The following is a 26,362-nucleotide window of genomic DNA, read 5'->3' on the forward strand; positions in this document are numbered from 1 at the left end:
GCGTGGAGTGAGTTCACGGTGCTCCGGTCACCTGCACGCGCATGAAGCGGGCGGGCGGCGTGCCAAAGAGGGTGTTGTCTCGCACCTTGAGCGTGGTGGCGTCATTGAGGAGCACCGTGGTGGAGCTGGCGCTGAAGGAATCCGGCAGCGCGGGCAGCAGCGTGCCGGCGCTCTGCACCTCGTAGGTCACGCCGGGCTGCTTGGGGATCGTCATCGTCAGATAGTCGCCCTCAAGCACCGCAGGCGGCAGGGCCGCACCGTTGGAGAGCGTGGGGTTCAGGCCAAAGGCCAGTTCTAACAGGTTCACGAGGCCGTCGTGGTCGTCGTCATCGAGCGGACCGTGCAGCGCAGTCGCGCCGGGCCAGTGGAGTTCCTCCCAGGAGTCGAGCAGGCCGTCGTCGTCCGAGTCCCGGTTGAAGCTGGCGACCTGCTCCACCAGCCCGGAACTGCCTGCAGTGCGCCCACGGGCGCGGAGCTGGCCGCTGGTGGGCAAGCTCAAGCCGGTGAGCCGCCAGTTCGGCGTGCTGCCCACGCGCGTCGCGGTGCCGCCCAGCGGGGTGTGGCTGCTGCCGCTATCCGTGCTCAGCTCAAAGGTGACGTGTGAGAACTCCGGTGCGCTGCCGCCACGGGTCCAGAGCACCTGCGTGCGATCCACTGATCTCAGCGTCTGCGTCGCGGGGGCATTGTGCAGCCGGGCAAACAGATTGCGCGTGGTCCCGCCCACGCTGGTGAAGGAGCCCCCGAGCAGAATCCGCCCGTCCGCCTGCACCGCCGCGCTAGACACGCCGTTGTTCATATTGGGATCGAAGCCCGTGTCGAGCGTACCATCGGACGCTACTCGCGCGATGCGGCTGCGCCCGGTCCCGCCCACGGTGGTGAAGGAACCCCCGAGCAGGATCTGGCCGTCCGCCTGCACTGATACGCTATAAACGTAGTTATTCGGGGCGGGATTGAAGCTCGTATCGAGCGTGCCATCGGACGCCACCCGCGCGATGAAGTTGCGTCCGATCCCGCCCACGGTGGTGAACCAGCCCCCGACTAGAATTTGGCCGTCCGCTTGCAATGATACGCAATAAACGGAGTCATTCGCAGTGGGATTGAAGTCTGCATCGAGCGTGCCATCTGACGCTACTCGAGCGATGCTGATGCGCCCGGTCCCGCCCACAATGGAGAAGAAGCCCCCGAGCAGAATCTGGCCGTCGGCCTGCACCGCCAAGCTAAGGACGGCGTTGTTCGCATTGGGATTGAAACTCGTATCGAGTGTGCCGTCAGCCTTCACCCGCGCGATGTAGTTGCGCGTGGTTCCACCCACGGTGGTGAAGGAGCCACCGAGCAGAATCTGGCCGTCGGCCTGCACCGCCACGCTAGAGACGCTGTTGTTCGCATTGGGATTGAAGCTTGTATCGAGTGTGCCATCAGCCTCCACTCGTGCGATGTGGTTGCGCGTGGTCCCGCCTATGCTGGTGAAGGAGCCACCGAGCAGAATCTTCCCGTCCGCTTGCACTGCCACGGTCGAGACATTCCCGAAGGCGCCAGTGCCGAAGAAACGGGCATCGGGATCGAAACCCGCGTCGAGCGTGCCGTTGGCATTCAACCGAGCGATGTTGTTGCGCGGCTGACCCAACACGGAGGAGAATTTTCCAGCGATGATCGTCTTTCCATCCGGTTGCACGGCGGTCGCTACCACGGAGCTACCGATGACATTCGCATCGAGAGGATCCAGATCCCCCGGCCTCGGAGCAACCACGGTGGCCACCTCCACGGCGGTGCCGCTGTGTAAACCACTGGAGGTGACGACGGCATTCAACGCGCCAAGCGTTAGGCCCGAAAGGCCGGTGACCGTCAGTGAAGTCGCAGTGGCTGCCGTGACGTTACCTGTGCCTGCAGGCGTGAAAACTACCGTGTTGTTCCCTGGTGTGGGACTGAAGTTGGCTCCGCTGATGACCAGCCTCGTCGCGGTGCTCGCCAAATGTATCGTGTTGGGAGTCACCGTCGGCGGAATCACATAGGTATACAGCGTGTTCGCATTCGTGCCGGCGGGGGCGGCTACTTCCACGTTGACCGTTCCCGCCGCGTGGGCTGGTGTGGTAGCGGTGATCTCGGTGTCACTTTCCACCGTGAAACTGCTCGCGGCAGTGCCGCCAAAAGTCACGACAGTGGTTCCGGTGAAGCCGGTGCCGGAGATCGTCACGCTGGAGCCGCCCAGCGTGCTGCCACGGGTGGGATTAATGCCGGTGACAGTGACGGCGGGAGTGACCAGCCCGCTGAAGCTGGCTACCTGCTCCACCAGCCCGGAACTGCCATTGTCAAAGCCCCCTGCGGTGCGGCCACGGGAGCGGAGCTGGCCGCTGTTGGGCAGTGACAGGCCGTAGAGCTGCCAATTGGCCGAGTTGCCCACGCGGGTGGCGATGCCAGTTAGCGGTGTGTAAGTGGCACCTCCATTGGTGCTCAGCTCAAACGTGACCCGCGAGACATCCGGCGTGCTGCCGCCACGGGTCCAGAGGGCCTGCGTGGTATCCACCGCGCTTAGCGTCTGCGTCGCGGGATCATTGAGCAGTTGAGCAAACAGGTTACGCCCGGTCCCACCCATGGTGGTGAAAAGGCCCCCCAGCTGAATCCGCCCGTCCGTCTGCACCGCCACGCTAAAGATTACGCCGTCCGCATTGGGATTGAAGACGGCATCGAGTGTGCCATCGGCCGCCACCCGAGCGATCCGGTTGCGCACGGTTCCGTCCACGCTGGTGAACCAGCCTCCGAGTAGAATTTGGCCGTCCGCCTGTACCACCACGCTATTGACGCCGTCATTAACATTGGGATTGAAGCCCGCATCCAGCGTGCCAGTGGCCGCCACCCGGGCGATGCGGTTGCGCACGGTCCCACCCATGGTGGTGAAGTTGCCCCCGAGCAGGATCTGGCCGTCCGCCTGCACCGCCACGCTACTGATGGTGTCGTTCGCATTGGGGTTGAAGCTCGTATCGAGTGTGCCGTCAGGCTCCACTCGCGCGATCCGGTTGCGCACGGTTCCGTTCACGCTGGTGAACCAGCCCCCGAGCAGAATTCGCCCGTCGGCCTGCACCGCGACGCTACTGACGATGTGGTTTGCATCGGGATTGAAGCCCGCATCCAGCGTGCCATCGGCAGCCACCCGCGCGATGAAGGTTCGCCCGGTCCCGCCCACCCCGGTAAAGGAGCCACCGAGCAGAATCTTCCCGTCCGTTTGCACCGCCACGCTATTGATGCCGTTACTCGCATTGGGATTGAAGCCCATATCGAGTGCGCCGTCGGCTGCCACTCGCGCGATGAAGTTGCGCGTGGTCCCGCCCACGGTGGTGAAGGACCCCCCGAGCAAAATCTTGCCGTCCGCCTGAACCACCACGCTACTGACGGTGTTGTTTGCATTGGGATTGAAGCCCGCGTCCAGCGTGCCGTCAGCATTGAGCCGGGCGATGTTGTTGCGCGGCTGGCCCAGCACGGAAATGAAGCGGCCTGCGATGATCGTCTTCCCATCCGGCTGCATGGCGGAGGCCGACACATAGCTGCCGGTGACATTGGCATTAAGTGAGTCCACAGCCCCTGGGGCGGAGTGGGCCGGGCTGGAGTTGAAGGCGAGCAACCCTGCCAACGAAGCAAGGCGGAGAGTGCGAAGGAGGCAGAATGCCGTATGCAGAATGACCTGCCCATTATTCTGCGCGAGGCGCTGCAGGCGGGCGAATGACGGCGCAGAGATTGGAGGGAGGTGGTTCATGAAGGCAGGATCACCGAGAGCTTGGGGCGATAATGTTGGGTGTTGCTGCAAAATGCAAGACGGTTGGCCGCATTGGGGCCTCCGGCGAGCAGTACACCGGTGGGTCGGAGGTGCTGGAGTGGTCACTGCGAGCGGTGCAGGGGCAGGACGGCACGGTACTGGACTAGAGTTGCAGGGGCTGGGCAGGTGAAGGCGCAGTCAACGCCGGTCGTGAACCCGTGCTTCGCCGGCGCAAGGATGTTGTCATGAGAGCGTATTTTTGTTCATGTCCGATCTCTCCTTACTGTCTCGTCGTGAACTGCTGACCCGCATGGGCGGCGGTTTGGGGGCGCTGGGGCTGGCGGCGTCGGTGCAGGGGGCGGCGAAATCGCACTTCGTGCCGAAGGCGAAGCGGGTGATCCAGTTGTTCATGAATGGTGGGCCGTTTGGGCCGGACTTCTTTGATCCGAAGCCGGGACTGACGAAGTATGCCGGGCAGAAGCCCGAGGGAGCGGATCTGCGCACGGAGCGACCAACCGGCGGGCTACTGGCGTCGCCGTATGCGTTTGCGAAGCACGGGCAGAGCGGACTGGAGATCAGCGAGCTGCTGCCGAATCTGGCGCGGCATGCGGATGACCTGTGCGTGCTGCGTTCCTGCCACACGGACAATCCGAATCATGGTCCGGCCTTGCTGCTGATGAACAACGGCACGATGACGGAGCGCGTGCCGAGCATGGGATCGTGGCTGAGCTACGGACTGGGCAATGAGAACGCGAATCTGCCGTCGTTTGTGGTGCTGTGTCCGGGGAAGCCGGTGCGGTTTTCGATTTTGTGGAGCAGTGCGTTCCTGCCGGCGCAGCATCAGGGTGTTTACATCAATCACTCGAACCTGGAGCCGAAGCAGATGATTCCGTGGCTGCACAATGACCGGCTGGCGAGTGTGGATCAGCGCAAGCAGCTTGATCTGATGCAGGCGCTGAATGCGGAGCATCTGGCGGCACGCGGCGGTGCGGATGTGGCGCTGAATGGACGCATCCAGGCGATGGAGACGGCGTTCCGCATGCAGTCGGCGGCGACGGATGCCTTTGATGTGAATCTGGAACCGGCGAAGGTGCGCGAGATGTATGGCACGAGCCATTTCTCCAACGGCTGCCTGATGGCGCGGCGCTTGGTGGAACGCGGCGTGCGCTTTGTGCAGCTCTACTATGGCAACGGCCAGCCGTGGGACACGCACTCGAAGCATGACGAGCAGACGCGCAAGCTGGCGGCGGACATTGACCGACCCATCGCGGCGCTGCTGAGCGATTTGAAGCAGCGCGGCATGCTGGAGGACACGCTGATTGTGTGGGGAGGCGAGTTTGGCCGCACGCCGGTGAGTGAGAACGGCAATGGCCGCGATCACAACCCGCACGGCTTCTGCATGTTCCTAGCGGGCGGCGGTGCGCAGGGCGGCACGGCTTATGGACAGAGCGATGAGTTCGGCTTCAAGTCGGCGGTGGACAAGATGCACATCCACGACATCCACGCGACGATCCTGCATCTGCTGGGGATGGATCACGAAAAGCTGACCTATCGCTATGCCGGACGTGATTACCGGCTGACCGACGTGCATGGGCGGGTGCCGCGAGCGATCGTGGGCTAGGCCCGTGTCTTGCTCCAGAACGATTTCTTGTTCGGGATGGCGCGGCGGATTTCCACGGGGGGATTCTTTTTTGCCGTGGCAGCCGGTGTGGCAGGTTGCGGCGGGTCTGCTGCTTTGTCCGGTTTTGTCGGCGGCGGGGTGGTCTCGGGGGCGGGGGCCGGACCGTAGAGTTCACGGGTTTTCTGATGCATCATTTCAGCCTCGGCGGCACGCTGCATTTCGCTGCGGATGTTGACGGGCACATCGCCCTCGGTCAGCGGTGGCAGCAAAGGATTGGGGCCGCCCGCCCAGGAGCCGAGTGTGGGCATCATCTCGGCGATCTGACTCTGATTGTTCACCTTGTGCAGGCCGATGACGCGCAGCGAGCTGCCAATCAAGTAAAAGATGGTGCTCTCGTCGAGACCTTCGACCATGCTGCCGCCACGTTGCAAAATGGGGCTGCCGCGCAGGATGATCTCGTCCCCGGTGATGAACGCCTCCTGGCAGAGCGCCTTGGCGGGTTCGTTGAAATTCATCTCGATAAAGACTTTGCCACGGGCGCGGGCTTTGAGCGGCCTGCCGTCCGGCGCGTATTTGAAGACCTGGATGGAGTCGGCGGCGATCTTGAGGTGCGGCGGGAACTCAAGCTGCTGGGTGGAGAGCGTCTTGGCCTCCGTGAAGCTCATGCTGAGCAGGAAGCTCAGATCTACCGGTGATTTGACCAGCACGGCATCCTTTTTGGTCGTGCTGGTCGCATTGGCCGTCGCAGGGGATGTGCTCTTCAAGCCAGTGCAGCCTGAGCAAAATACCGTCGCCGCCAGCAAAGCGGTGGCATAGCGAAGAGGGAGCCGGGTGGAGAGGTTCATCAGCACGGCTTAGATACACGAAAGCCGGTTTTGCTCATCTTGAATTTTCGGAAAGTGAATCAGGGGGCCGGTCCTGGCCGGGGTGGCGGCGTTCATAGGTCACAATAGCCATGCCGTAGGCATTCTCGGCGTCTGGGGGAAACGTCTGGCGGGAAACGACATGCCATTGATCCGGCGCAATGGCGGGGAAGGGCACTCCGCTGCCGAGAACGTCCGCCACCTCGGTCATGATGAGCCGGTCTGCCATGGGCATGGCGGCATCAAACGGCCCGCTGCCGCCCACCACCACCAGCTCGTGCGCGCCAGCCTGGCCGACGATGCGTAGGGCTTCCGCGACGCTGCCGACCCGCTGGCCAACGGGAGGTTTGAAATCGCGATCACGCGTCAGGACCAACGGGTGATGATCCCGAAACCAGCCGATCATCTCCTCATAGGTGCGGCGGCCGATGAGAAGCCACTGGCCGCGCGTGACACGACGGAAATGCGCCTTGTCCCGCGGCAGAGCCCACGGCACGCCGGTGCCGGTGGAAATAAAGCCATCCGCCGACACGACGGCGACGAGTGTCAGGAGAGGCCGCGCACTCACTCAATAGATCGCGGATTCGCCCTCGCGCAGCAGGCGCACGCGATGTTCCATCTGGCGTTCGAGGGCGGCCTTGACGAGACGTTCGGCAGGCTCGTGAATCGGTTCGCCGCCGAGCGGGAAAGTGTCGTGATGCATCGGGATCATTGAATTTGCGCCGAGCATCTCGAAGGCATCGAGCGCTTCCTCGGGGTTCATGTGAACCGGGCGACCGCTGGGGGCGTCGTAGGCACCGATGGGCATGAGCGCGAGATCAATGCTGGCGCGTTTGCCGATCTCCTGGAATCCGTCGAACATGGCGCTGTCACCACAGTGGTAGAGGCAGCGGTCGGGCGATTTGATCAAGAAGCCGCCGAACTGTCGGTGCGTGTCGTGAATCATGCGCGCACCCCAATGGCGTGCGGGAGTCAGCGTGATGCGCAAATCCTGGAACGTGGCGCTCTGCCAGGTCTTCAATTCCACGATGCGCCCAAAGCCGCAGTTCTTGACCAAGCTGCCGACGCCCACGGGCACGATGATCGGTTGTGCGGCGGCCAGTTTGCGCAGGCTGGGCAGATGCAGGTGGTCGTAATGCGCATGGGTCACCAGTACGAGGTCGATGGGCGGTAGATCATGCGCCCAGACGCTGGGATGGCGCAGTCGCTTCACCGGGCCGTGCCACAGCGCCCAATTCGGGTCGATGGCGATGTTGATGCCACCAACCTGGACAAAGAACCCGGCATGGCCAAGCCACGTCACCGCGATCTCATCCCGCGTCGCGACCGGCAGCAGGCCGAAGTCCTGGCCAGGTTTGCGGGGCGCGAGCAGGCTGGGAATGAGCACCTCGTTGAGGAACTGCATGTTACGCTTGCGCCAGCCTTGGGTGGGCAGCAGGCCGATGCGGTTGGCATCCGAAATCTCACGCCGCAGGGTGAAGCGCCGCCTTCTCGGGCCGGAAAGTCCAGCCCCGCCGGAAGATGATGCGGGATCGAAAAGCATGACGGAGCGGGAGTGCTTGAGTCTGGGGGAAATTAGAGACTAAGAGCCTCATAGACAAGGTTTAAGTTGATTTCACCATCCGCGGCACCGGCCAACACGAGTGCTGGGCCAGCTTCGGAACAGACTTCGGTAAAGTTGCGACTGTCCTGGCGATGTCATCGCTTTTCATGTCGCCGATGAAACTGGAGTCAGCCCAAGCGGCCAGGAAGGCGGCTTGGTGGCGATGGGGCGTGCGCGAAGCTGCCACCGCGCTGCTGCTGGACTTACTTGTCGAAGAACGATGACTCCTCGCGGTCACCGACCTTGAGGTAGCGATAGTACACTTCGAGTTGCAGCGTGCAGAGGCACTGACGGTAGATTTCGTCGGCGGCGTCACCAGCGGGCCAGTTGGGGCGGCCATGCTTGAAGGCACCATCGGGCTGCTGCGCGCCGAGGATCTGCGGCAGGAACTGCTGGTTGTAGAACTTCCAGTCCTCCCCGCCGGCCTGGAAGAAGGTCTGGGTGTAGTAGTACCAGCAGTAGAGGTTGCAGTTCTTGTTCCAGTCCAGCGGCTCGGCGGTGAGGAATTCAGTCAGGAACTTGATGCCCTTCTTGATCGGGGTGGTTTTGCCTTTGGCCATCGTCTGCAAGCCGAGGATGCCAACGCCGGAGAGACTCCATTGATTGTAGTGCGCGTCACGGTTCGCGCCGCCGAAGCCGCCGTCCTTGGTCTGCGTGCTTTCAAGATAATCGGTCATCTTGCCGATGGCGGAGTGCAGGCCGTCAATTTTGAGGCCGGTGTTTTTGGCCGCCTTGAGCGCCTGGAACTGCCAGCCGACGACCGAGAGGTCAGCACCGCCAGCTTTGTTGTACACGATCTGGTCCGGGCCGCCGTAGGCCCACGCACCCACTTTAGTCTGGTTTTCGATGATGACCTTGACGCCTTTTTCAAAGGACTCGCGCATGCCTGGAAGTGATTTGCTGCCGAGACGAGCTAGCGTGTACATTTCGCCGAGCGCATACGTCGCGATGCCATGTTCATAGGTGCCGGCACCGCCGCCACCGCCATTGGCTTTGCCCTTCCAACCGTCAGAGAAAATGCCGTGTGGGTTCTTCTTTCCAGCTTCGATCAGGTACATGATGCCCTTCATCACATTGTCGCCATAGAACGGCGATTCCGGCGTCTCACAGCGGCCCAGATAGCACAGCAGCGCCAGACCTGTCATCGCGCACTTGTTGCCACGGCCCCAGGAGCCGTCGGGATTTTGTTTGCCTTTAAGCCATTCTAGTGAGGCGCTCACCGCCGCCTCGCACTCGGGACTGCCGCCGTTCTGCCGCAGTTTTTCCAAGCGCTCCTGCGTCGAGCAGCGTGCCCGCATCGACGGTGGCAGCGTCACAAAGCCTGCCGCACCACCCAGTCCCATCCCTTTGCCAAAGCCACCGCCCGCACCCCCGGTGCCAAAGCCACCGCTAGCGCCCAAGGCTCCGCCGCCCATCATCGCGCTCACGTCCGGCATGTCCAGCGCGTCCGGCGGTGCCTCAGGCAATGTGATCGCCGAGTTCATGCTGGTGCTTACCAGCTTCTTCATCGGCATCGTCTTGTTGATCGAATTACGCTTCTTCTGCTGCACCTTGTGCTGCAGATCCGCGCTGGCCTTCGCCCCTTGCGCCGTGCCGCCGCCGGGCAGGAAGTCCACCTGCTTGTCCATCACCCCGGTGCTGAACACGATGAACAGCGCCAGTACGCCGAGTCCGGCATGCACCAGGATGCTCACCAGCAGCGAACTCGCCCCCACCTTGCGCCACATCTGCACGAACGCGTTGGGCGGCGGCCCCACTTCGATGTGCGTGAGCGCGGGCGGATGGTACACCTCGCCCTCGTGATGTTCGACCAGCACGGCTTCACCTTCGTCATCGGTCGGGACTGCGGTAGGAATGGCCATCGGCGTGCTCGGCGCGGCACCGGCAGGTGCGGGCTTGGATGGTGCCACGGCGGCAGGAGCAGGCATCGCCACGGGAATCGAGGCGCTGGCCGGCTTGGGGGCGGCGGGCACGGTGCCGGTGGCAGGCGCGGGCGCGGGTGGCGGCATCATGGCCGGCATGGGCATGGTGGGCATGTAACCGGGCGGGTAGCCCGGCATCTGCGGCGGGTAGCCCTGCGGCATCGGATAACCCTGCGGGTAGCCCGGCATCTGTGGCGGGTAGCCCTGCGGCATCGGATAACCCTGCGGGTAGCCCGGCATCTGCGGCGGGTAGCCCTGTGGCGGATAGCCCGGAGGTGGTGCGTAGCCCGGTGGCAGCGGCTGCGTGGCACCGGGATGCGATGGCTGCGGAGGATTGGAGGGGTGGCCTGGCTGCTGCGGATTCATGGCGGGGCTTTTTAGAGAAACAGAGTCAAAAGAAGTGCTCCACTCAAGCGACGGCCCGCCGTCTCATTTCTTGGGGAGGCTGCGGGTCAAAAAATGAAATTAGCAGGCGTCAGAAGCCCACGTCACTGCCGACGGTGAAGGTCACATTGGCGACTTTGGCAACAGCGAGGGCGTTGAGCACATCGATCACGCGCTCATACGTTGCCTGCTCCTCGGCCTGAATGGTAACGATAACCTTGGCGTTGCGATTGTCTGCCTCCTGCTTGAGGCGCATGAGCGTAGAGGTGAAGTTGGGCAATTTTTTATCCGTAGGGCCGTCGAATTCCTCCTCATTGAGCGTCACAGCACCGGTTTCCTCGACGCCGACGATGATTTCATCGGGCATTTCCTGCGGGGCATCGGCGGAAGGCGGGGCGAGGCCAGGGAGCTGACTCTTGAGTTCACGCTCCACCTTCACGGAGCCGACCATGACCATGAAGAAGAGCATGATGACGAACACCACGTCGATCATGGGGGCGATCTGGAAGCCGACCTGCAACTGCTCAGTCTCGATTTCGCGGGGTTTTTTTCTGCCTGGGGCTGACATGAGGGGAACGGTTAGTTTTTGTTCAAAGCGGAGAAGGAAATGTCATCAATGCCCGCCTGGGCGATGACACTCATGACGCGCTGAATTTCAATGGCGGGGAGGCTTCTATCACCACGAATGACCACACGGTACTTGGCGTTGCTCTCCTTGCGCTTGCCCAGCAGTTCCACCAACGGCTGCACATCATCATATCTGGTGTCCTCAAACATGATGAGCGACTTGCCCTTGGTCCAGCGAACATTGAGCGCGGCCTCGTTCATCATGTTTTTTTCCTTCTTTTTAGCATCGGCAGCGACCGGGAGGGTGATCTCCTTGTCGATGCGCAACACCTGCGCCGAAGTGATGCTCATAAAGAAAATGAGCAGCACCAACAGCACGTCAATCATCGGAGCTATTTGAAACTCCGGTTCACCATCACCGCCACCGCCGCCGCCGCCCATAGTGTTAGAAGGTCAAGGGTTGATATAAAAAGGAAGGAATGCAGGAACAGGCCTTATGCCGCAGTAACAGCCGCGCCGTCACCAGCCACCCAGTTCGGAATGGCGGCATAAAATTCTTCTTCGCCGACGTGCGCGTCCTTGAGATGCTGGTAGGGCATCTTGCGGAACAGTGCGGTGCAAACCTCCTGCAGATCGCTCATGGAAACTTGGAGACGATTGCGCAGGAAGTAGAAGAACATGAAGGCCGGCACGGCGATGAACAGACCGGAGGCGGTGGCGATGAGCACTTCGCCGATGGCACCTGACAATTTCGCCGGATCGCCCGCACCACTGGTCTTCAGGGTGGCGAAGGCGCTCATCATACCGGTCACCGTGCCGGTCAGCCCGATCATCGGCGTGCAAACACCGATAACCGAGAGATAGTTGATGCGCGTCTGGATGGAGGCGTTGGCCTTGTTCAATTCGGAGAACAACGCGCCTTCGGTCGCATCGTGACCGTCTCCCAGGAAGCTAAGGGCGACGCGGGTCGTGTTGGAGAAGGCGGAAGGATTGCCTTTGCAGAACTGGTAGGCACCGACGTAATCACCAGCGCGGAACAGATCCTGCACCTGTGCCACCTGGGCTGGAGGTGCCATCTTCTTGAGGCCGGTGCGCATCCAAAGATCGACCGTGAGCCAGACGAGAGCGATGGAACAGGCGGTGATGGGATACATCACCCAGCCGCCTTCGATGAAACGGTCGATGAGAGTATGCTGGGCCTCAACGGCACCTTCCGCCGGAGCGGCTTCCTGCGCGTAAAGATTGAGGGAGGTGAAAACGCCGAACGCCAGCAGGACGCAAAGGAACGCGCGGGCGGGGCCGTGGGGGATGTATCGGGTCATGGTGGTGGCAGTGTTGGTTTGCATGGAGAGATCAGGCTTTGGGTTTGGATTCGGTAGGTGGGGCTGGTTCGCCTTCCTTCGGCTTGGCATCGCCAGCTTTGCCTTCCTCGGCAGCAGCGGCTTCTTCTTCGGCGACATTTTTCATTCCGGCAATCGCCGCTTTTTCCTTTGTGGCGGCATCAGCGACCGGCGATCCGGGATAGGAGTCGGTGATGCGGGTCAGGAAGGCGTTCGCATCCTCGTAACGCTTCATTTTGATGAGAGTCTTTGCCGCGTTTAACTCCGCCTCCGGGACACGCTGCATCTGCGTACCGTAAAACACCGGAATGCGCAGGTAGGCCAGCAACGCTTTCTCCCAGTCCTTCTTCCGGGTATGCACATCGGCGATGATGGCCCACAACGAGGCACCAATCGCGGAATCATCCGTTTCCGTCAAGATGCCCTGCGCCTCGGTGATGATGGCGACATAATCGGAGGTCGTCTGACGCTCGATGTCGAGCTGGATGATGCGCAGGCGCAGTTTCTGGGCGTCGGTGAGCTTCAGAGCACGCAGCGCGGGGAGGGATTTCACCACGTCATCGAATTTGCCGCCCTGATTCAAGGCTTCAATATAGGCGAAGTAGATATCGACAAACCAGTTGCCCTCAATGCCCTCAAAGTGCTCAAAAAAGTCCCGGCCCTTCTTCAGCACGGCGATGGCTTCCTCGGTTTTGCCTTTGGACAGCAGATCCGCCGACTCAGTCAGTTCAGCGGGATAGGGCCACTCCAGCGAGTCGATGTTCTTTTTATCCAGGATGCTGGTGGCTTTGTTTTCGCCGATGATGAGGGTGCGGACGATTTTGCCATCCTGAATCGAGAATTCCGAGGAAAAAACGCGATTACCATCCTTGAGCACAATGGCCTGCCCAAAGGCTGAGCCTGCGATGGCGGCGAAGAAGGAGAGAAGCAGAGCGAACGTGCGCATGGGAGTCGTGAAGTGGGTTCGCATGAAATTACAGGGTCGCACGAAGTGCTTTGGCATCTTTCATCTCAGGCTGAGGTTCGAGATCCTTGCGGGCGATCATCTCATCCAGGGTCTTTTTGGCCTCGTCACGCTTGCCGAGCACAATGAAGGATTTGGCACACAGCAGGTAGGACTTGGCCATTTCATCCTTCCATTTCTGATGGGCGATGAACACGCGCTGGAAGTAGGCGATGGCGGCTTCGTGCTTACCGTTGGCCGCCTCGATCTCGCCGAGCATGCGCAACGCATTCGCAGTCGGCTGACCACGCCATTCCTTGGTGTTGGCGATCTGCTCGAAGATTTTCTTCGCGTCCTCATACTTCTTGAGCTTGAACAGCGTCTTGCCTTCGCCCTGCGTGGCTTCGAGAACACGGGAGCTGCCGACATAGGTTTGTGCTTCACGGAACAACTCCAGTGCCTTGTCAAACTCACCTTTCTCAAATGCGATCTCGCCCTTACCGACTATGGCACCATCGGCGTACTCGCTGTCCTTGAACAAATCTTTGAGGCGCGTGTAGCAGGCATCAGCCTTGTCCAGATCGCCCTTCTTGCGAGCGCTGTCGCCCACGGTGGCGAGCAGCATCGGGCTGAGATCATCAGGTTTGGCCACCTCAATGATGATGTTGAAAAATTTCTCTGCCTTATCGGGAAGTTTCATCGACTTGGCCAGCCAAGTCTTGGCAAAGAGAATGCGCATCTGCGCCGTGCCGTTCATCGCCTCCTGAGGCGGGGTGAGCAGTGTTTCGAGCTGTTTCTCGACATCTTCAAAGGTGACATCAGGAGCGGGTGCCACGACCGGGGCCGGAGCGGGTGCCGCCGTACCATCCTCCGATTTCGCCGCATCCGATGCTGGCGCGGGCGCTACGGCAGCAACACGGCGGCGCTTCGGGGCGCTGATGGTCACGAGTTGCTGAATCAAACCTTCCACCTGCTGATTCGCCGGAAGAGCGATGCGGGTCTTGATGTGTTCGGCGAGCAGTTTCTTCGCGTCATCAACCTTGCTTTCCTTGATCAGCGAACGGCTGATCCAGAGGATGGCTTTAAGGGAGAGATCGTCATCATCCTTGTTGGTGTTGTAATACTTCTGCCACATGTCGCCGAGTTTTTTCCACTCGTTGGCCCCCACATAAAGGTCGGTGACTTGGTCCATGGCGTATTTGAGCACGTCGTCGCTCTTGGCCTTGTCCACGGCGAAGCCGAAATTGATCATCGCATTTTCATAATCGGTCTTCTGATTGAAGATGTCTCCCAGCAGGCAGTACACCTGGCCGATGTTCTGGTCATTCGGCGCATCCTTGATGATGCTCTCCAGTTCCGTCTTCGCGTCTTCCTTGTCGCCGCCCTGGAAGTTGATAAAGGCCATGCGGTAGCGCGCATCGACGACGTACTGCCCTTTAGGATTCTCCTTGATGTAGTTTTTGAGCGCCTTCGTCACACTCTTGTAATCGTTCTGGTAGAAATAGCTCAGCGCGATGCGGTAGAGAGCGTCGTCTTTGTAAATCGTCTGCGGAAACTCCTGAATCATCAGCTCATAATTGGTGCGGGCCTCGTCAAAGTTTTGCATTTCAAACAACACGCTGCCAATCAGGAAGCTCAGGCGCTCTTTGTCGGCCTTGGGAAAGCTCTTGGCCTTTTTCCAAGCATTCACCGCCTCCTTCAACTGCTTGTTATTATAGGCCAGCATGCCAAACATCATGGACACTTCACCGACCTGCTCACTCTCAGGGAAGTTGTCGATGAACTGTTCGCACAGCTCCCGGGACTCCTTGATGCGCTTCAATGCGGCGTTCACCATGATCAGACCATACATGCAGCGGTCCCGCTGTGGGAACTCCTTAAAATCAGTAACGATGACCTCGAAGGCCAGGGTCGCCTGCCAGAGGCGCGAGGCATCAGTGGCCGTGCCATCCTCCTTCGGCGCACCCATTTCATAGTAGCAGCGGCCCAGACGGTAGTAGAGCGAGGCATCGTAATCCGTGCGCTTCTCGATCTCCGCCATGATATCCTGATTGGCCTTGAGCTTGGTCTCGATCTCTTCTTTGCGCACCCCCTTGGCGGTTTTGAGCTGGGTCTCCAACTTCGCCACCTGCTCCTTCTGGATGCGCGAGATTTCTGTTTTCTTGCGCACAAGCTGGTAGGCGCCCAGTGCTTCCTTAAACGCCTTCTTCTCCATCATCTCATCGCCCAGCTTGAGGTAAATGTTGTTCATCTGGGCGATGCTGTCGCCGCCGGAGGCGAAGTTGCGCACCTTTTCCATCAGCGCACCGGCCTCGTCGAGCTTGCCCGTGCTAACATACAGATTCGCCGCCATCATCGCCGCCTGGATGGACTCCGCCGTGCGGATACCATCCGCAAGCACTGACGACAGAATGGTCAGTGCATCATCTTTTTTATCCTGCTTGATCAGCGCATCCGAAATGATCAAGCCTGCCTCGGCCTTTTTTTCCGGAGAACTTTTCACCACTTCCTTCAGCACCTCAATGCCCTTGTCCTCCTGCTTGCTGGCAATGTAGGAGCGGCCCAGCGCCATGCGCACATCAATGATCGCCGCGCCCGTTGGAAACTCCTTCACAAACGCCTCCAGCGTTTCGATCGCCTTCGGATAGTCGTTCAAATTGTAATAACAGGCACCTTCGATGAACATGATGCCCTCGAAGGGCTTGTTATTCAGCTTTATCTTGGCTTCCTTTATCTTGGAGAGCGCCTCCTGATACTTTGCCTCCGTAAACAGAGCTCCCGCAGCATTGACGAGCCCCTCGGTTACTTCTTGAATGTTCAAACCTGCCGGAGCAGCGGGCGCCCCAGGGGCTGCTGGCGCTCCCGGTGCGGCAGGTGGTGCTCCCGGTGCGGCGGGTGGCGCTCCGGGCGCAGGCGGCGGTGCCTGGGAAAATACAGGCGTGCTGACGGCAAAAGCCAGTGCGGCGCAGAAAATCGGTCTCATGTGTTGCAGGGTGCGTTCCAGTTCCGGGCAGAATACAAAAAAAGAACGGCGGCGCGCAAGCATGGAATTGCGCGTTTCATCGCGAATCGTTGCGCAGGAGGGCTGGGCTGCTGGGAAGACTGACATTTTTTCGGGAAAGAGAGCCGAGATTAGCAGGATGGTCATTTTTGTCACGGGAGAAAAATCAAAAGGATAAAACAGGTCCATTTTTTCGCCGCCATTCGACATTCCCCTGCCCGCAGATGCTACAGCGTTGCAGGCGGGGCATTCGTCATTCAAGATTCCTTCCCGCTCATGCCCTCTCCTGTTCTCGCCGTCACCGATCTCACCTTCCGTCGTGGTCGCCCTATATTAAAAGGCATCTCCTGGCGGGTCGATCCCGGCCAGCACTGGTGCATTCTCGGTCCCAACGGCTGCGGCAAAACCTCGCTCATCAACCTCATTACCGGCTACGACAGCGCCACCAGCGGCACGCTGCGCATCGGCGAGAGCGTCTTCGGCGACGACGACTGGCGTGAGGTGCGCCGCCGCGTCGGCCTCGTCACGAATACGCTCACCACCTATTTAGAAAGCAGCGAACCCGTGCTCGATGTCATTGCCAGTGGTCGTGAAGCCAAGCTCAACCTCATCGAGATACCGCCACCCGCCGTGCGTCGTGATGCCACACGCCTGCTGAAGCAAGTCGGCTGCGAATACCTGCGCGATGCATTCTGGGGGCCGCTCTCCCAAGGCGAAAAACAAAAAGTGCTCATCTGCCGCGCCCTCATGGCAAAATTCAAGGTGCTCATCCTCGACGAACCCTGCGCCGGCCTCGATCCCGTCGCCCGGGAGCATTACTTGCAATGGATGCAGGCCCTCGCCGCCCAACCGAAGTCCCCTTCCCTCGTCATGGTCACCCATCACGTCGAAGAAATCCTCCCCAGCATCACCCACTGCCTGCTGCTCAAAGACGGCCAGGTTCACGCTTCAGGTCCAAAGCACGACGTGCTCACCAGCATGAACCTCACTCACATTTATGGCGCTCCCTTGAAGCTAACACGCCATGGAGAGCGTTATGCGCTGCGGCTGGCCTGAACCAACCCGTCTTCGACCATGAAACAGCTTCTCCTCTCTCTTCTGCTGCCGCTCTTAGCCTTCGGCACCGAAGTGACCCTCGAACGCGTCCCCGAAGACGGTGTGCAGCCACAAATCGTCACCACCAGTGACGGCACGCTGCATCTCGTCTATCTCAAAGGCGATCCGCGTGGCAGCGACGTCCGCTACACCACGAAAAAAATCGACGCGTCTTCGTGGAGCGCACCGCGCACCATCAACAGCAAGCCAGACACGGCCGTTGCCGCCGGCACCATTCGCGGTGCGCAGATCGCCGTCGGCAAAGATGACTCGCTCCACATCGTATGGAACGGCCCCGGTGGTAAAAATCAGCCCTCACCGCTGCTTTACACCCGTTCCGTGAATCGTGGCGCAACCTTCGAGCCGCAGCGCGATCTGCGTGCCAACACCGAAGCCCTCGACGGCGGCGCTTCCGTTGCCGCCAGTGCAAAAGGCGAGGTCTTCGTCGTCTGGCACGGTGCGCCTGCCAATGCCACGCCCGGCGAGATCAACCGCCGTGTCTTCATCCTCAAATCCACCGACAACGGCCAAACCTTCGCCGCGCCCAAGATCGCCAACGCCGACGATCCCGGCGTCTGCGCCTGTTGCTCGCTCAAAACCTTCGTGGCCCCCTCAGGCGAACTGCTCACGCTCTACCGCGCCGCACGCAGCATGAGCCAGCGCGACATCGTGCTCATGACCTCGCGTGATGGCGGCACGACCTTCCAGCATCGCGATGTCGGTCCCTGGGCCGTCAACATGTGCCCCATGAGCAGCGCCAGTGTCATCAGCGCAGGCTCCAAAACCCGCGCCGCATGGGAAGCCGAAGGCAAAGTCTTCACCTCATTGCTCGACGCCACTTCTGACGCCATCTCCGTCTCCAACGACAAAGCCCGCCATCCCGCGCTAGCCATCAATTCAGGCGGCGAAACCCTCGTCTCCTGGAGCATCGGCACCGGCTGGCAGAAAGGCGGACAGCTCGGCTGGCTTGTTCTCGACTCCGCAGGCAAACCCACCTCGACTCGCGGCATACAGCCCGGCATTCCCGTCTGGGGCTTCAGTGCGGCGTATGCTGAAGGAGAAAAATTTGTCATCCTCTATTGATGCAAGTCTTGACTGCTTGACCTCATGACCGTTGACCTCATGCCCCGCCTCGCACTCCTCGTTCTTCTCCTCACCAGCACCCTTCACGCGCAGTTTCCTGCGGCGGCGGGCGGCCTGACCTCGCTGCTGACGCATCCACCCGGCATCATGCAGGTGACGAGCCTGACGCGTGGCCCGGCAAGCTTCAAGCTGTCGGTGCAGTTCGATGACGGCTCGACGAGCAGCTTTACAAGCAGCGGGGCAAGCGAGTCGGACCTGGGCATCGTCTCCCGTCTTGAAGAGGGCCGCCGCTATGCGATGCCGCAATACCTGATCGATCTGCTGGGTTACGAGCAGACCGCCGCCATCGTGCGTCTGCTGCCGAATCCGCAGGTGACTTCTTTCCTCACCCCGCCGCCGAGATTTCCCTCGGCCCTGCTGTCCCTGGGCAAGGACCATCCCTTCCGGGCGGTGGTGCTGGACCGGTGGATGGATGACGGGGACTACTCCCTGGTGCTGCAGGCGGCGGATTCGCGACTGCTGCATGTAGCGGGCAGTTTTGACAATGAAGCAGTGAAGAAGACGGTGCAGACCCTGCAACGTGGCGAGACCTTTGAGTTTCCCATCGCTTTGGAGCCGAAGAGCGCGGCGCAACCTGCCTCCGGGGCTGCACGGGTGCTGGGACGCTACATCGGCGAATGGAGCGGCCGCCTGGAGGATGATCCCGGCGCGAAGATCGTGATGAAGTGCCATTGGAAGGTGGATGGAACCGGCATCTGGCGGGAGATTTCCTTTTCCCACGACGACGATCCCGCCACGCTCGACATCTCGCTCATCACTTACGACGAGGCCGAGAAGCAGTTCGTGGTGGTGGATCCCGCAAAGGGGAACGCGGTGCTGTTTCACACCGTCTGGAAGGCGGATGAGCGTTCCTTTGTGAGCACCCTGCCCGCAGAACCCGGCCAAAGCCGAGTGAACACGGCCACCTTCAGCAGCGATGACCGCATTGACTGGCAAACCGTCACGCAAGACGCGGCGGGCAAGACCATCGCCACCCGTCGCGGCAGTTACCAACGCGTGGCCGCCGTGGCCTCGACACTGAAACTGCCAAGCTCCACGCCCTCCTCCCCGTCGGTTTCTTTCCAGCCATCCGTCACCAACACGACGTCCATCAGCTCCAGCGGCCAGAAAACCATCATGACCCAGACGACCTCCTCCAGCACGAGTTCGCCCATGGGCATGACTCCTGAGGAGCGCAGTTTTGCGCAGTTGCGCGAGCTGCCGCCCTTTCGCGGCAAGGTCGCCAGCTTCAACATCGGCCCCGACTCCATCGCCACGACGATCACCGTGGGGGACGGACGCCGATACCTGGTGCATCACAAGCGCGATGAAAACTGGGACCTCAACCTGGCGATCGCCAAGCGGCTGAAGTACGACGAGACCTTCGAGTTTCCCGACGTGGTTTCCGACGGCTATTCCACCACGACGAAGGAGCCTGATGAGAACATGCGCCGCCTGGCCAGCTTCATCGGCGAATGGCGGCTGACGATTGAATCCCCGCCGGACAAGGGTCCCGGCCAGAATGTCGTTCGTTACTTCTGGAAGAATGATGGCAAGGGCATCTGGCGGGAAAACAGGAACGCCGCCCATCCTGCTTCCCTGATTTTCACGTCTCTCATCACGCATGATCCCGCCACCGGCAGCTACCTCGAAACAACGTCCCACCCGCAGTCCGAACAGTTCCAATCCACCACCATCTGGGATGCCGCCAGCCAAACACTGACGCTGAAGACACAGAGCCAGCATCCGGCGCTAGGTACCCAGCTCACAAGCTCACGCCACCTCATCTCCAAGGACCGCATCGAATGGCACAGCACCCGGCACAAGGCCGACGGCACGCTGATCGACGAATTCCGCGGCCACTACGAGCGCATCAAGCCCTGATTCGATGTTCAACGTTCAAGGTTCAAAGTTCAAAGTTCGCTCCGGCATCCTCGCCGGCGGCAATTTCATCATTGATCACGTCAAGCTCATCGACGCCTATCCTGAGCAGGACATGCTCGCCTTCATCAGCAGCGAGACTTCCTCCAACGGCGGCGGCCCCTACAACGTCCTCAAAGACCTGGCCGCCATGCGCGTCGATTACCCGCTCGAAGCCGCCGGACTCGTCGGCCAAGACCCGAATGGCGACTGGATTCTGCGCGACTGCCACTCCGCCGGCATCGGCATCGCACAGCTGCATCAAACCGATGCCGCTCCCACGAGCTACACCGATGCCATGACCGTCACCGGCAGCGGACGTCGCACGTTTTTCCACCAACTCGGTACGAATGCCCTGCTTGGCGAACAGCACTTCGATTTCAGCCGCACGCAGGCCAAAATCTTCCACCTCGGCTACCTCATGCTCCTCACTGAGATGGACCGCCTGCTCCCCGATGGCCGCACCATCGCCAGCCGCGTGCTCGAAACCGCGCAACAGGCCGGATTGCTCACCAGTGTCGATCTCGTCAGCTCGAACCATCCGCAATTTCGTGAAATCACCGAAGCCTCCCTGCCCTTCACCGATTTTCTCATCGTAAACGAAATCGAAGCCGGTAATGCCACCGGCATCGACCTCAAATCATCACCACCCGACCTCGCAAAAATCCAAACTGCCGCCCAGCAACTCCTCAGCCAAGGCGTGCGTCGCGAGGTCATCATCCATTTCGAAGCCGGAGCCATCGTCGCCGAAAGAAGCGGAACAGTTCATCACCAACCCTCACTCCAACTCCCCGCAGGCTTCATCGCCGGAGCCACTGGCGCAGGCGATGCCTTCGCCGCCGGCTACCTCCACGGCACGCACGAGAACTGGCCCATTGCCGAACGCCTCAAACTCGCCGTCTGCACCGCCGCCGTTTGCCTCACGCATCCCACGCCGTCGCTGGGCCTGCGCCCCGTTGCCAACTGCTTGAAGCTCGCGGATGAACTTGGATTCCGCGTTTAAGTGAGTTGAAATCACCAACAGGATTGACTCCCAATTCGCCGCCTGATATTTCCATCGAATATCCATGAGCACTCCCAGCAAATCCCTCCGTCAGCCCGGCCTCATCGTCTATCTCTGCGGCCTCGGCACCTCCGCCCTCGCCCTCTGGCTCGTGCATTACCTCAATGAAACCCAGGAGTTCAACATCATGGGCTGGTACGTCAACGCCATCATCCCCGGCGGAGCGCTCATTGTGGGAATCGCCAGCGGTGTCGGTTATGCCGTCGCTTCGCGATTGCTCCAGGTGAAACTGAGCAAGGCCTTCGTCTTTGGCATGATCACCACGGCGATCATCGACTACTTCGCCGCGCAATACCTCACCTACACGCATCTGCTTGAGCGCCTGCACATCCCGCCGGAGCGCTACGGCTTCACCGACTACATTCGTGAAATCTGCGAGGGCATGTCCTTCAAAGACCGCAACTCCGGCGAGCCCGGCAGCCCGCTCGGCATGTGGGGCTATCTCTTCAAGCTGCTGGAGATGGGCGGCTACGCGCTCGGTGCCATGGTGCCTTCCCTCACGGTCTTCGGCATGCCCTACTGCAAAAAATGCCAGCAATACCTCAAAGCCCACCGTACCGCGCACATCCACTCGCCGGATCAGTGGTCCATCGTGAAGAAACTCGCCAAAAAAGACCGCCTCGCCGCGTTGCAGGCCGCCATCCAGACGCTCACCGCTCGCGCCAACGAAATCACCGCTCCCATCGCCACCGCTCCACTCGCCGACACCGAAGCCGCCGTCGCCGCGCTTGATTCCGCCATTCAAAAAGACGCCGCCGCTCGCATCACCTTCACGTTGAAGAAATGTCCGCAGTGCGACGCGCATCATCTGAAACTGACGCTGACCAACTTCACGGTCGATAAAAAAGCCGCATTCACCGACATCGCCAAGCTCGACAAGACCGAACTCGCCGCTGCTGCGGCATGACGCGCTTTCCGCTCGCGCAGTTCATGCACGCATGCTAAACCGCGCGCATGCCCTCCCCACTTTTCAATCTCTCCGGCAAAGCAGCACTCGTCACTGGCGGCAGCAAAGGCCTCGGCAAAGCGATGGCACGCGGTTTCGCCGAAGCCGGTGCCGATGTCTTCATCTCCAGCCGCAACGCTGACGAACTCAAAGCCGCCGCTGCTGAAATCGGTGATGGATTGAATGTGCGCGTCGAATGGATGGTCGCCGACATGGCAGATCGTGCCGCCGTCAAAGCGTTGGCCGCAGAAGCCGAGCAGCGTCTCGGCAAGATCGACATCCTCGTCAACAACGCCGGCATCAACAACCCGCAGGCCATCGACGAAATCACCGACGAGGTCTGGGACCGCAACGTCGAAGTCGATCTCACCGCCGTCATGAGCCTGACCCGCGCCATCGTCCCCGGCATGAAGGCGCGCAAGTGGGGCCGCGTCATCCACATCTCCAGCGTGCTCGGCGTCGGTGGTCGCTTGAAGCGCAACGTCTATTGCGCCTGCAAAGCCGCGCTCATCGGCCTCGCCCGTGCCAGCGCCCTCGATCTCGGCCCCTACGGCATCACCGTGAACTGCCTCTGCCCCGGCCCCTTCCTCACCGACATGCCCGGCAAGCTCCTCAACGACGAGGAAAAGCAATACTTCGCCGACCGCACCGCCGTGAAACGCTGGGCCGCCCCCCGCGAACTCGCCGGCCCCGCCCTCATGCTCGCCAGCGAAGCCGGCAGCTACATCACCGGCCAAGGCATCGTCGTCGATGGCGGTGCAGCGGTGAACGTGCTGTAAAAGCACCGTCGTTGCGCCGCAATGGCTGCCACCACTGGAGCGCGAACCGAGCGCAGCGAGATCGACAACGGCACGTTGCCCTCAGCCGTGTCCATGCAATGGAACCACAGAGACACAGGGGACACAGAGGGAAGAGTCTTGTTGATCGACTTCACCATGAGGTGACTTCCAGGCGTTTGATAATTCCTCTGTGTACCCGGTGCCTCTGTGGTTCACCTTCTGCATGGTTACGGCTCAGGGCGCAGACAGCCTGCTGCTGCGTCAATTTTAAACTCGCCTCACTTTCTTGCCGCACTCGGCGGCATGAAAACCCTCCGTCCCGTTGGATGCGGCACCGGGGCGCTGGCACGGACTCCCCGTACGGAGTCCCGGCTTTAGCCGGAAAGGCGTTCATCAGCCCAGACACCACGAATCCACATCAACTCCCTCTGGAGGAGGCGAAGCGCATGCAGGCAGTGCCAACTGTTCCGCCTAAAGGCAGGACTCCGCGACAAGGCAGGACTCCGTACTTGAGCGGCTGCTGCATCCGTGTATGAAGCCCGCTCCCCCGGAGATTTCTGGAAACCTTCTTGAAAAATCCCAATTAATTAGCAAAACTTAAATAATCTAATCTCATGGAAGAACTTAACATCGCACGCATCATCGGACGCGAAATCATCGACTCACGCGGCAACCCCACCGTTGAAGTGGATGTTTACATCGAAGGCGGTGCCATGGGCCGTGCGGCAGTCCCCAGCGGTGCCAGCACCGGCGAACACGAAGCCCTGGAGCTGCGCGACGGCGACAAGAAGCGTTTCCTTGGCAAAGGCGTGCTCAAGGCCGTCGATGCCGTGAACAACGAACTCGCTGATGCCCTCATCGGTGCCGATGCCGCTGATCAGGTCGGCATCGACAAAGCCATGCTCGAAGTCGATGGCACCAAGACCAAGTCCAAGTGCGGTGCGAACGCCATTCTCGGCGTCTCACTGGCCGTCGCCAAGGCCGCTGCCGCGACACTCGGCATGCCGTTCTACAAATACATCGGCGGCCCGAACGCCAAGGTGCTGCCCGTGCCGATGATGAACATCATCAACGGCGGCGCGCATTCCGATGCCCCGATCGATTTCCAAGAGTTCATGATCATGCCGAAAGGCGCCCCGTCCTTCTCCGAGGCGCTGCGTTACGGCGCGGAGATCTTCCACTCGCTAAAGAAAATCCTGCACGATCTCGGCCTCAGCACCGCCGTCGGTGACGAAGGCGGCTTTGCCCCGACGCTCAAGAGCGCTGACCACGCCCTCGAAGTCATCGCCCAGGCCGTGGACAAGGCTGGTTACAAGCTCGGTGAGGACATCTTCATCGCCCTCGACGTCGCCTCCTCCGAGTTCTTCGACAAGACCAAGAACAAGTACGTCTTCAAGAAGTCCGACAAGTCCGAGCGCACCGCCGCCGAACTCGTGGCCTACTACGCCGAGCTGAAGAAGAAGTTCCCCATCATCTCCATCGAAGACGGCTGTGCCGAAGGCGACTGGGCAGGATGGGACATCATCACCAAGGAAATGGGTGCCACCACCCAGCTCGTCGGCGACGATCTCTTCGTCACCAACGTCGAATTCCTCCAGAAGGGCATCGACCTCGGCGTGGCAAACTCCATCCTCGTCAAAGTGAACCAGATCGGCTCCCTCACCGAGACCCTCGACGCCGTCGATCTCGCCCACCGTCATGGTTACACCGCCGTCATGAGTCATCGCTCCGGTGAAACCGAAGATTACACCATCGCCGACCTCGCCGTCGCCACGAACTGCGGCCAGATCAAGACCGGCTCCATGAGCCGCAGCGACCGCATCGCCAAATACAACCAGCTCCTGCGCATCGAGCAGGAACTCGGTGAAAACGCCATCTTTGGTGGCCGCATGAAAGTCTAAACACCGATGAACTACCGAGAAGTGCGCGCAGCCGAACCCCAGACCCCCTGGGAGTATTGGATGCGCGCCCTTCTCAAGCTCGCCAAGTTCATCCTCCTGCTGCTCATCGTCCCCGTAGTCTATGTCCTGTGTGACAACCCGCTGGATGAGCAGCTCGCCATGCGCACCAAGCTCGACCAGCTCAAAGCGCAGCGCGATGTCGTCAAAACCGACCGCGACAAGCTCCTGCGCCGCATGGAGTGGATCAAAAACGACAACGCCTACCTCGAAATGGCCGCCCGCGACCGCCTGCACATGCAGAAAGAAGGCGAGTACGTCCTGCGGTTTGAGTAGGCAGGCGCACGGCTTACGCACCCGGCGCTGGCACGGGAGCAGGCACCGGCTCTTCTGGCTTCTCACCTGCGTTCGCGGTGAATTTGAAGCCGAACAGGCGCAGCACCCGGCGCTGGGCGGGGCCGCCCAGCTTGCGCAGGGCGTGCGTCAGCTCATCCTTCACATCGCCGATCAGTTCATTCGCCGCCTCACGCTGCGTAGCCGCCGCAGTCTGCGCCTGGCGCACGGCGGCATCCGCAGGCACCACCTCGCCAGATTCCTTGCGGTAGCTGTCCAGCGCCGTTTGCACTTCCGCTGCCGAGGGGTTCGCCATCGCCGGGAAGCCTGCGGCCACCGCCGCCGCCTCTCCCTTCACGATCCCGTCCGCTGCGGCTTCTGCCACGCTTTCGTTGTATTGCTTGGGTACGTCACCTGACTGGGGCAGCCCGTAATGGACGAGGGCGGAGACATCGTGGTGCAGGCGGGCGGTGCGGCGTTTGAGCACTTCAAAGAAGTCGCGCACATGAGTGATGAGGATTTCCAGGGAGGCGTCTTTTTCGCTCACTTCTTTGGCACGTCCCGCTGTCGCTGCCTCCACGGCTTGCACGGCGGGGCGGTAGGCGGGCAGGAAGGCGTCCACTTTTTGGCGCAGCGCGGCGGGTAGCAGCCGGGCGTCATCGTTGTTGAGGGCAGCAGTCGTGGCTATCGTCTCCAAGGTCGCGAGACGATCAGAATCAGAGCGGGGCTTACGCATGAGCAGAGATGGAAAACCTGGTTATTACACGCAGCGAATGAATAAACTCTTCACCGTACAAATTACCATAATGAGTGATGAGAGTGTAGATGAAACCCAACCTATCCGCCTCTCCTGCCTTTGCCATTACCTCTGCTGCTGATCTCAGTGTGTTGCACCGCTTGCGCTCTGCTTTCTCTCTCTTTGATGACACACGCCAGCAAAGCAAAGTCCTCCACCGGCTCGATGAAGTTCTTGTCTGTTCCTTCTGTGCCATTCTCTGCGATGCTGACAGCTTCACTGACATGGAGGATTTCGCCACAACTCAACTGCCTTGGCTACGCAGCTTCCTCACTCTCAAGCATGGCGCACCCTCGCATGACGTCTTCCGCAATGTCTTCATGAAGATCGATCCACAAGCCATGATCGACATCCTCAGCCAATGGAGTGGCCCACTCAACGGTCTGCACATTGCCATTGATGGCAAAACTCTTCGCGGCAC

21 protein-coding genes are annotated in these 26,362 nt (G+C 60.7%); 10 read left to right on the plus strand and 11 right to left on the minus strand.

Annotated features, from left to right (window positions below; translation table 11 throughout):
• Positions 1-13: 13 nt before the first annotated feature.
• Positions 14-3,745 (minus strand): IPT/TIG domain-containing protein, encoded by a 3,732-nt coding sequence (locus ACKVY0_RS16870; RefSeq protein WP_409215995.1) that lies wholly within the window; start codon positions 3,743-3,745, stop codon positions 14-16.
• A 265-nt stretch (positions 3,746-4,010) separates the two neighbouring features.
• Between ACKVY0_RS16870 and ACKVY0_RS16875 the strand changes: the two genes are divergently transcribed.
• Positions 4,011-5,366, plus strand: coding sequence for a DUF1501 domain-containing protein (locus tag ACKVY0_RS16875; protein WP_409215996.1), 1,356 nt, complete (start codon positions 4,011-4,013; stop codon positions 5,364-5,366).
• On the opposite strand, the gene ACKVY0_RS16880 is transcribed toward ACKVY0_RS16875, so the two are convergent.
• The 9 genes from ACKVY0_RS16880 to ACKVY0_RS16920 form a co-directional block, all read right to left on the minus strand.
• Positions 5,363-6,211 carry a hypothetical protein gene (locus ACKVY0_RS16880; protein ID WP_409215997.1) on the minus strand — a complete coding sequence of 283 codons (849 nt, stop codon included), beginning with the start codon at positions 6,209-6,211 and terminating at the stop codon, positions 5,363-5,365. The genes ACKVY0_RS16875 and ACKVY0_RS16880 overlap by 4 nt on opposite strands.
• A 34-nt stretch (positions 6,212-6,245) precedes the next feature.
• Positions 6,246-6,797 carry a dihydrofolate reductase gene (locus ACKVY0_RS16885; protein WP_409215998.1) on the minus strand — a complete coding sequence of 184 codons (552 nt, stop codon included), beginning with the start codon at positions 6,795-6,797 and terminating at the stop codon, positions 6,246-6,248.
• Positions 6,798-7,772: an MBL fold metallo-hydrolase gene (locus ACKVY0_RS16890; protein WP_409215999.1), complete on the minus strand. Its 975-nt coding sequence runs from the start codon at positions 7,770-7,772 to the stop codon at positions 6,798-6,800. It lies immediately after the preceding gene.
• A gap of 263 nt (positions 7,773-8,035) precedes the next feature.
• Positions 8,036-10,120 carry a prenyltransferase/squalene oxidase repeat-containing protein gene (locus ACKVY0_RS16895; protein ID WP_409216000.1) on the minus strand — a complete coding sequence of 695 codons (2,085 nt, stop codon included), beginning with the start codon at positions 10,118-10,120 and terminating at the stop codon, positions 8,036-8,038.
• 109 nt (positions 10,121-10,229) lie between these two features.
• A complete protein-coding gene (locus ACKVY0_RS16900) occupies positions 10,230-10,706 on the minus strand; it encodes an ExbD/TolR family protein (protein WP_409216001.1) in 477 nt (158 codons plus the stop codon).
• Positions 10,707-10,717: 11 nt separating this feature from the next.
• Positions 10,718-11,146, minus strand: a complete 429-nt coding sequence (locus ACKVY0_RS16905) for an ExbD/TolR family protein (protein ID WP_409216002.1) — start codon at positions 11,144-11,146, stop codon at positions 10,718-10,720.
• A 53-nt stretch (positions 11,147-11,199) separates the two neighbouring features.
• Positions 11,200-12,027, minus strand: a complete 828-nt coding sequence (locus ACKVY0_RS16910) for a MotA/TolQ/ExbB proton channel family protein (protein ID WP_409216003.1) — start codon at positions 12,025-12,027, stop codon at positions 11,200-11,202.
• A 31-nt stretch (positions 12,028-12,058) separates the two neighbouring features.
• Entirely contained in the window at positions 12,059-12,991 is a 933-nt protein-coding gene (locus ACKVY0_RS16915; RefSeq protein ID WP_409216004.1) for a tetratricopeptide repeat protein, read from the minus strand.
• Positions 12,992-13,019: 28 nt separating this feature from the next.
• On the minus strand, positions 13,020-15,971 hold the full coding sequence (locus ACKVY0_RS16920; RefSeq protein ID WP_409216005.1) for a tetratricopeptide repeat protein: 2,952 nt from the start codon (positions 15,969-15,971) through the stop codon (positions 13,020-13,022).
• Positions 15,972-16,265: 294 nt separating this feature from the next.
• Between ACKVY0_RS16920 and ACKVY0_RS16925 the strand changes: the two genes are divergently transcribed.
• From ACKVY0_RS16925 to ACKVY0_RS16960, 8 genes are all read left to right on the plus strand, one after another.
• A complete protein-coding gene (locus ACKVY0_RS16925; RefSeq protein WP_409216006.1) occupies positions 16,266-17,045 on the plus strand; it encodes an ABC transporter ATP-binding protein in 780 nt (259 codons plus the stop codon).
• 18 nt (positions 17,046-17,063) lie between these two features.
• Positions 17,064-18,167: a sialidase family protein gene (locus ACKVY0_RS16930; RefSeq protein ID WP_409216007.1), complete on the plus strand. Its 1,104-nt coding sequence runs from the start codon at positions 17,064-17,066 to the stop codon at positions 18,165-18,167.
• Between the two features lie 39 nt (positions 18,168-18,206).
• On the plus strand, positions 18,207-20,090 hold the full coding sequence (locus ACKVY0_RS16935) for a hypothetical protein (protein WP_409216008.1): 1,884 nt from the start codon (positions 18,207-18,209) through the stop codon (positions 20,088-20,090).
• 4 nt (positions 20,091-20,094) lie between these two features.
• Complete coding sequence (locus ACKVY0_RS16940) at positions 20,095-21,129, plus strand: carbohydrate kinase family protein (protein WP_409216009.1); 1,035 nt, start codon at positions 20,095-20,097, stop codon at positions 21,127-21,129.
• 64 nt (positions 21,130-21,193) lie between these two features.
• On the plus strand, positions 21,194-22,096 hold the full coding sequence (locus ACKVY0_RS16945; RefSeq protein WP_409216010.1) for a hypothetical protein: 903 nt from the start codon (positions 21,194-21,196) through the stop codon (positions 22,094-22,096).
• Between the two features lie 47 nt (positions 22,097-22,143).
• The gene (locus ACKVY0_RS16950) at positions 22,144-22,914 is read left to right on the plus strand and encodes an SDR family NAD(P)-dependent oxidoreductase (RefSeq protein ID WP_409216011.1); all 771 of its coding nucleotides are present in this window, start codon (positions 22,144-22,146) and stop codon (positions 22,912-22,914) included.
• Between the two features lie 614 nt (positions 22,915-23,528).
• Positions 23,529-24,815, plus strand: coding sequence for a phosphopyruvate hydratase (gene eno / locus ACKVY0_RS16955; RefSeq protein WP_409216012.1), 1,287 nt, complete (start codon positions 23,529-23,531; stop codon positions 24,813-24,815).
• 6 nt (positions 24,816-24,821) lie between these two features.
• The gene (locus ACKVY0_RS16960) at positions 24,822-25,148 is read left to right on the plus strand and encodes an FtsB family cell division protein (RefSeq protein WP_409216013.1); all 327 of its coding nucleotides are present in this window, start codon (positions 24,822-24,824) and stop codon (positions 25,146-25,148) included.
• A gap of 13 nt (positions 25,149-25,161) precedes the next feature.
• Here ACKVY0_RS16960 and ACKVY0_RS16965 read toward each other — a convergent pair whose 3' ends face one another.
• Positions 25,162-25,881: a hypothetical protein gene (locus ACKVY0_RS16965; RefSeq protein WP_409216014.1), complete on the minus strand. Its 720-nt coding sequence runs from the start codon at positions 25,879-25,881 to the stop codon at positions 25,162-25,164.
• A gap of 89 nt (positions 25,882-25,970) precedes the next feature.
• Here ACKVY0_RS16965 and ACKVY0_RS16970 point away from each other — a divergent pair.
• Positions 25,971-26,362, plus strand: a 392-nt coding sequence (locus tag ACKVY0_RS16970; protein WP_409216015.1) for an ISAs1 family transposase, incomplete at its 3' end; no start/stop codon positions are given.

Source organism: Prosthecobacter sp., assembly GCF_046154365.1.
Taxonomy (GTDB): Bacteria; Verrucomicrobiota; Verrucomicrobiia; order Verrucomicrobiales; family Verrucomicrobiaceae; genus Prosthecobacter.

What these genes read in the sequence shown, in the direction of transcription:
- ACKVY0_RS16875 (WP_409215996.1), top strand. Translation starts at nt 4,011, where the DNA reads ATGTCCGATCTCTCCTTACTGTCTCGTCGTGAACTGCTGACCCGCATG.
- ACKVY0_RS16925 (WP_409216006.1), top strand. Translation starts at nt 16,266, where the DNA reads ATGCCCTCTCCTGTTCTCGCCGTCACCGATCTCACCTTCCGTCGTGGT.
- ACKVY0_RS16945 (WP_409216010.1), top strand. Translation starts at nt 21,194, where the DNA reads ATGAGCACTCCCAGCAAATCCCTCCGTCAGCCCGGCCTCATCGTCTAT.
- ACKVY0_RS16880 (WP_409215997.1), bottom strand. Translation starts at nt 6,211, where the DNA reads ATGAACCTCTCCACCCGGCTCCCTCTTCGCTATGCCACCGCTTTGCTG.
- ACKVY0_RS16890 (WP_409215999.1), bottom strand. Translation starts at nt 7,772, where the DNA reads ATGCTTTTCGATCCCGCATCATCTTCCGGCGGGGCTGGACTTTCCGGC.
- ACKVY0_RS16895 (WP_409216000.1), bottom strand. Translation starts at nt 10,120, where the DNA reads ATGAATCCGCAGCAGCCAGGCCACCCCTCCAATCCTCCGCAGCCATCG.
- ACKVY0_RS16910 (WP_409216003.1), bottom strand. Translation starts at nt 12,027, where the DNA reads ATGACCCGATACATCCCCCACGGCCCCGCCCGCGCGTTCCTTTGCGTC.
- ACKVY0_RS16930 (WP_409216007.1), top strand. Translation starts at nt 17,064, where the DNA reads ATGAAACAGCTTCTCCTCTCTCTTCTGCTGCCGCTCTTAGCCTTCGGC.
- ACKVY0_RS16900 (WP_409216001.1), bottom strand. Translation starts at nt 10,706, where the DNA reads ATGTCAGCCCCAGGCAGAAAAAAACCCCGCGAAATCGAGACTGAGCAG.
- eno (WP_409216012.1), top strand. Translation starts at nt 23,529, where the DNA reads ATGGAAGAACTTAACATCGCACGCATCATCGGACGCGAAATCATCGAC.
- ACKVY0_RS16940 (WP_409216009.1), top strand. Translation starts at nt 20,095, where the DNA reads ATGTTCAACGTTCAAGGTTCAAAGTTCAAAGTTCGCTCCGGCATCCTC.
- ACKVY0_RS16950 (WP_409216011.1), top strand. Translation starts at nt 22,144, where the DNA reads ATGCCCTCCCCACTTTTCAATCTCTCCGGCAAAGCAGCACTCGTCACT.
- ACKVY0_RS16905 (WP_409216002.1), bottom strand. Translation starts at nt 11,146, where the DNA reads ATGGGCGGCGGCGGCGGTGGCGGTGATGGTGAACCGGAGTTTCAAATA.
- ACKVY0_RS16920 (WP_409216005.1), bottom strand. Translation starts at nt 15,971, where the DNA reads ATGAGACCGATTTTCTGCGCCGCACTGGCTTTTGCCGTCAGCACGCCT.
- ACKVY0_RS16935 (WP_409216008.1), top strand. Translation starts at nt 18,207, where the DNA reads ATGCCCCGCCTCGCACTCCTCGTTCTTCTCCTCACCAGCACCCTTCAC.
- ACKVY0_RS16960 (WP_409216013.1), top strand. Translation starts at nt 24,822, where the DNA reads ATGAACTACCGAGAAGTGCGCGCAGCCGAACCCCAGACCCCCTGGGAG.
- ACKVY0_RS16965 (WP_409216014.1), bottom strand. Translation starts at nt 25,881, where the DNA reads ATGCGTAAGCCCCGCTCTGATTCTGATCGTCTCGCGACCTTGGAGACG.
- ACKVY0_RS16870 (WP_409215995.1), bottom strand. Translation starts at nt 3,745, where the DNA reads ATGAACCACCTCCCTCCAATCTCTGCGCCGTCATTCGCCCGCCTGCAG.
- ACKVY0_RS16915 (WP_409216004.1), bottom strand. Translation starts at nt 12,991, where the DNA reads ATGCGCACGTTCGCTCTGCTTCTCTCCTTCTTCGCCGCCATCGCAGGC.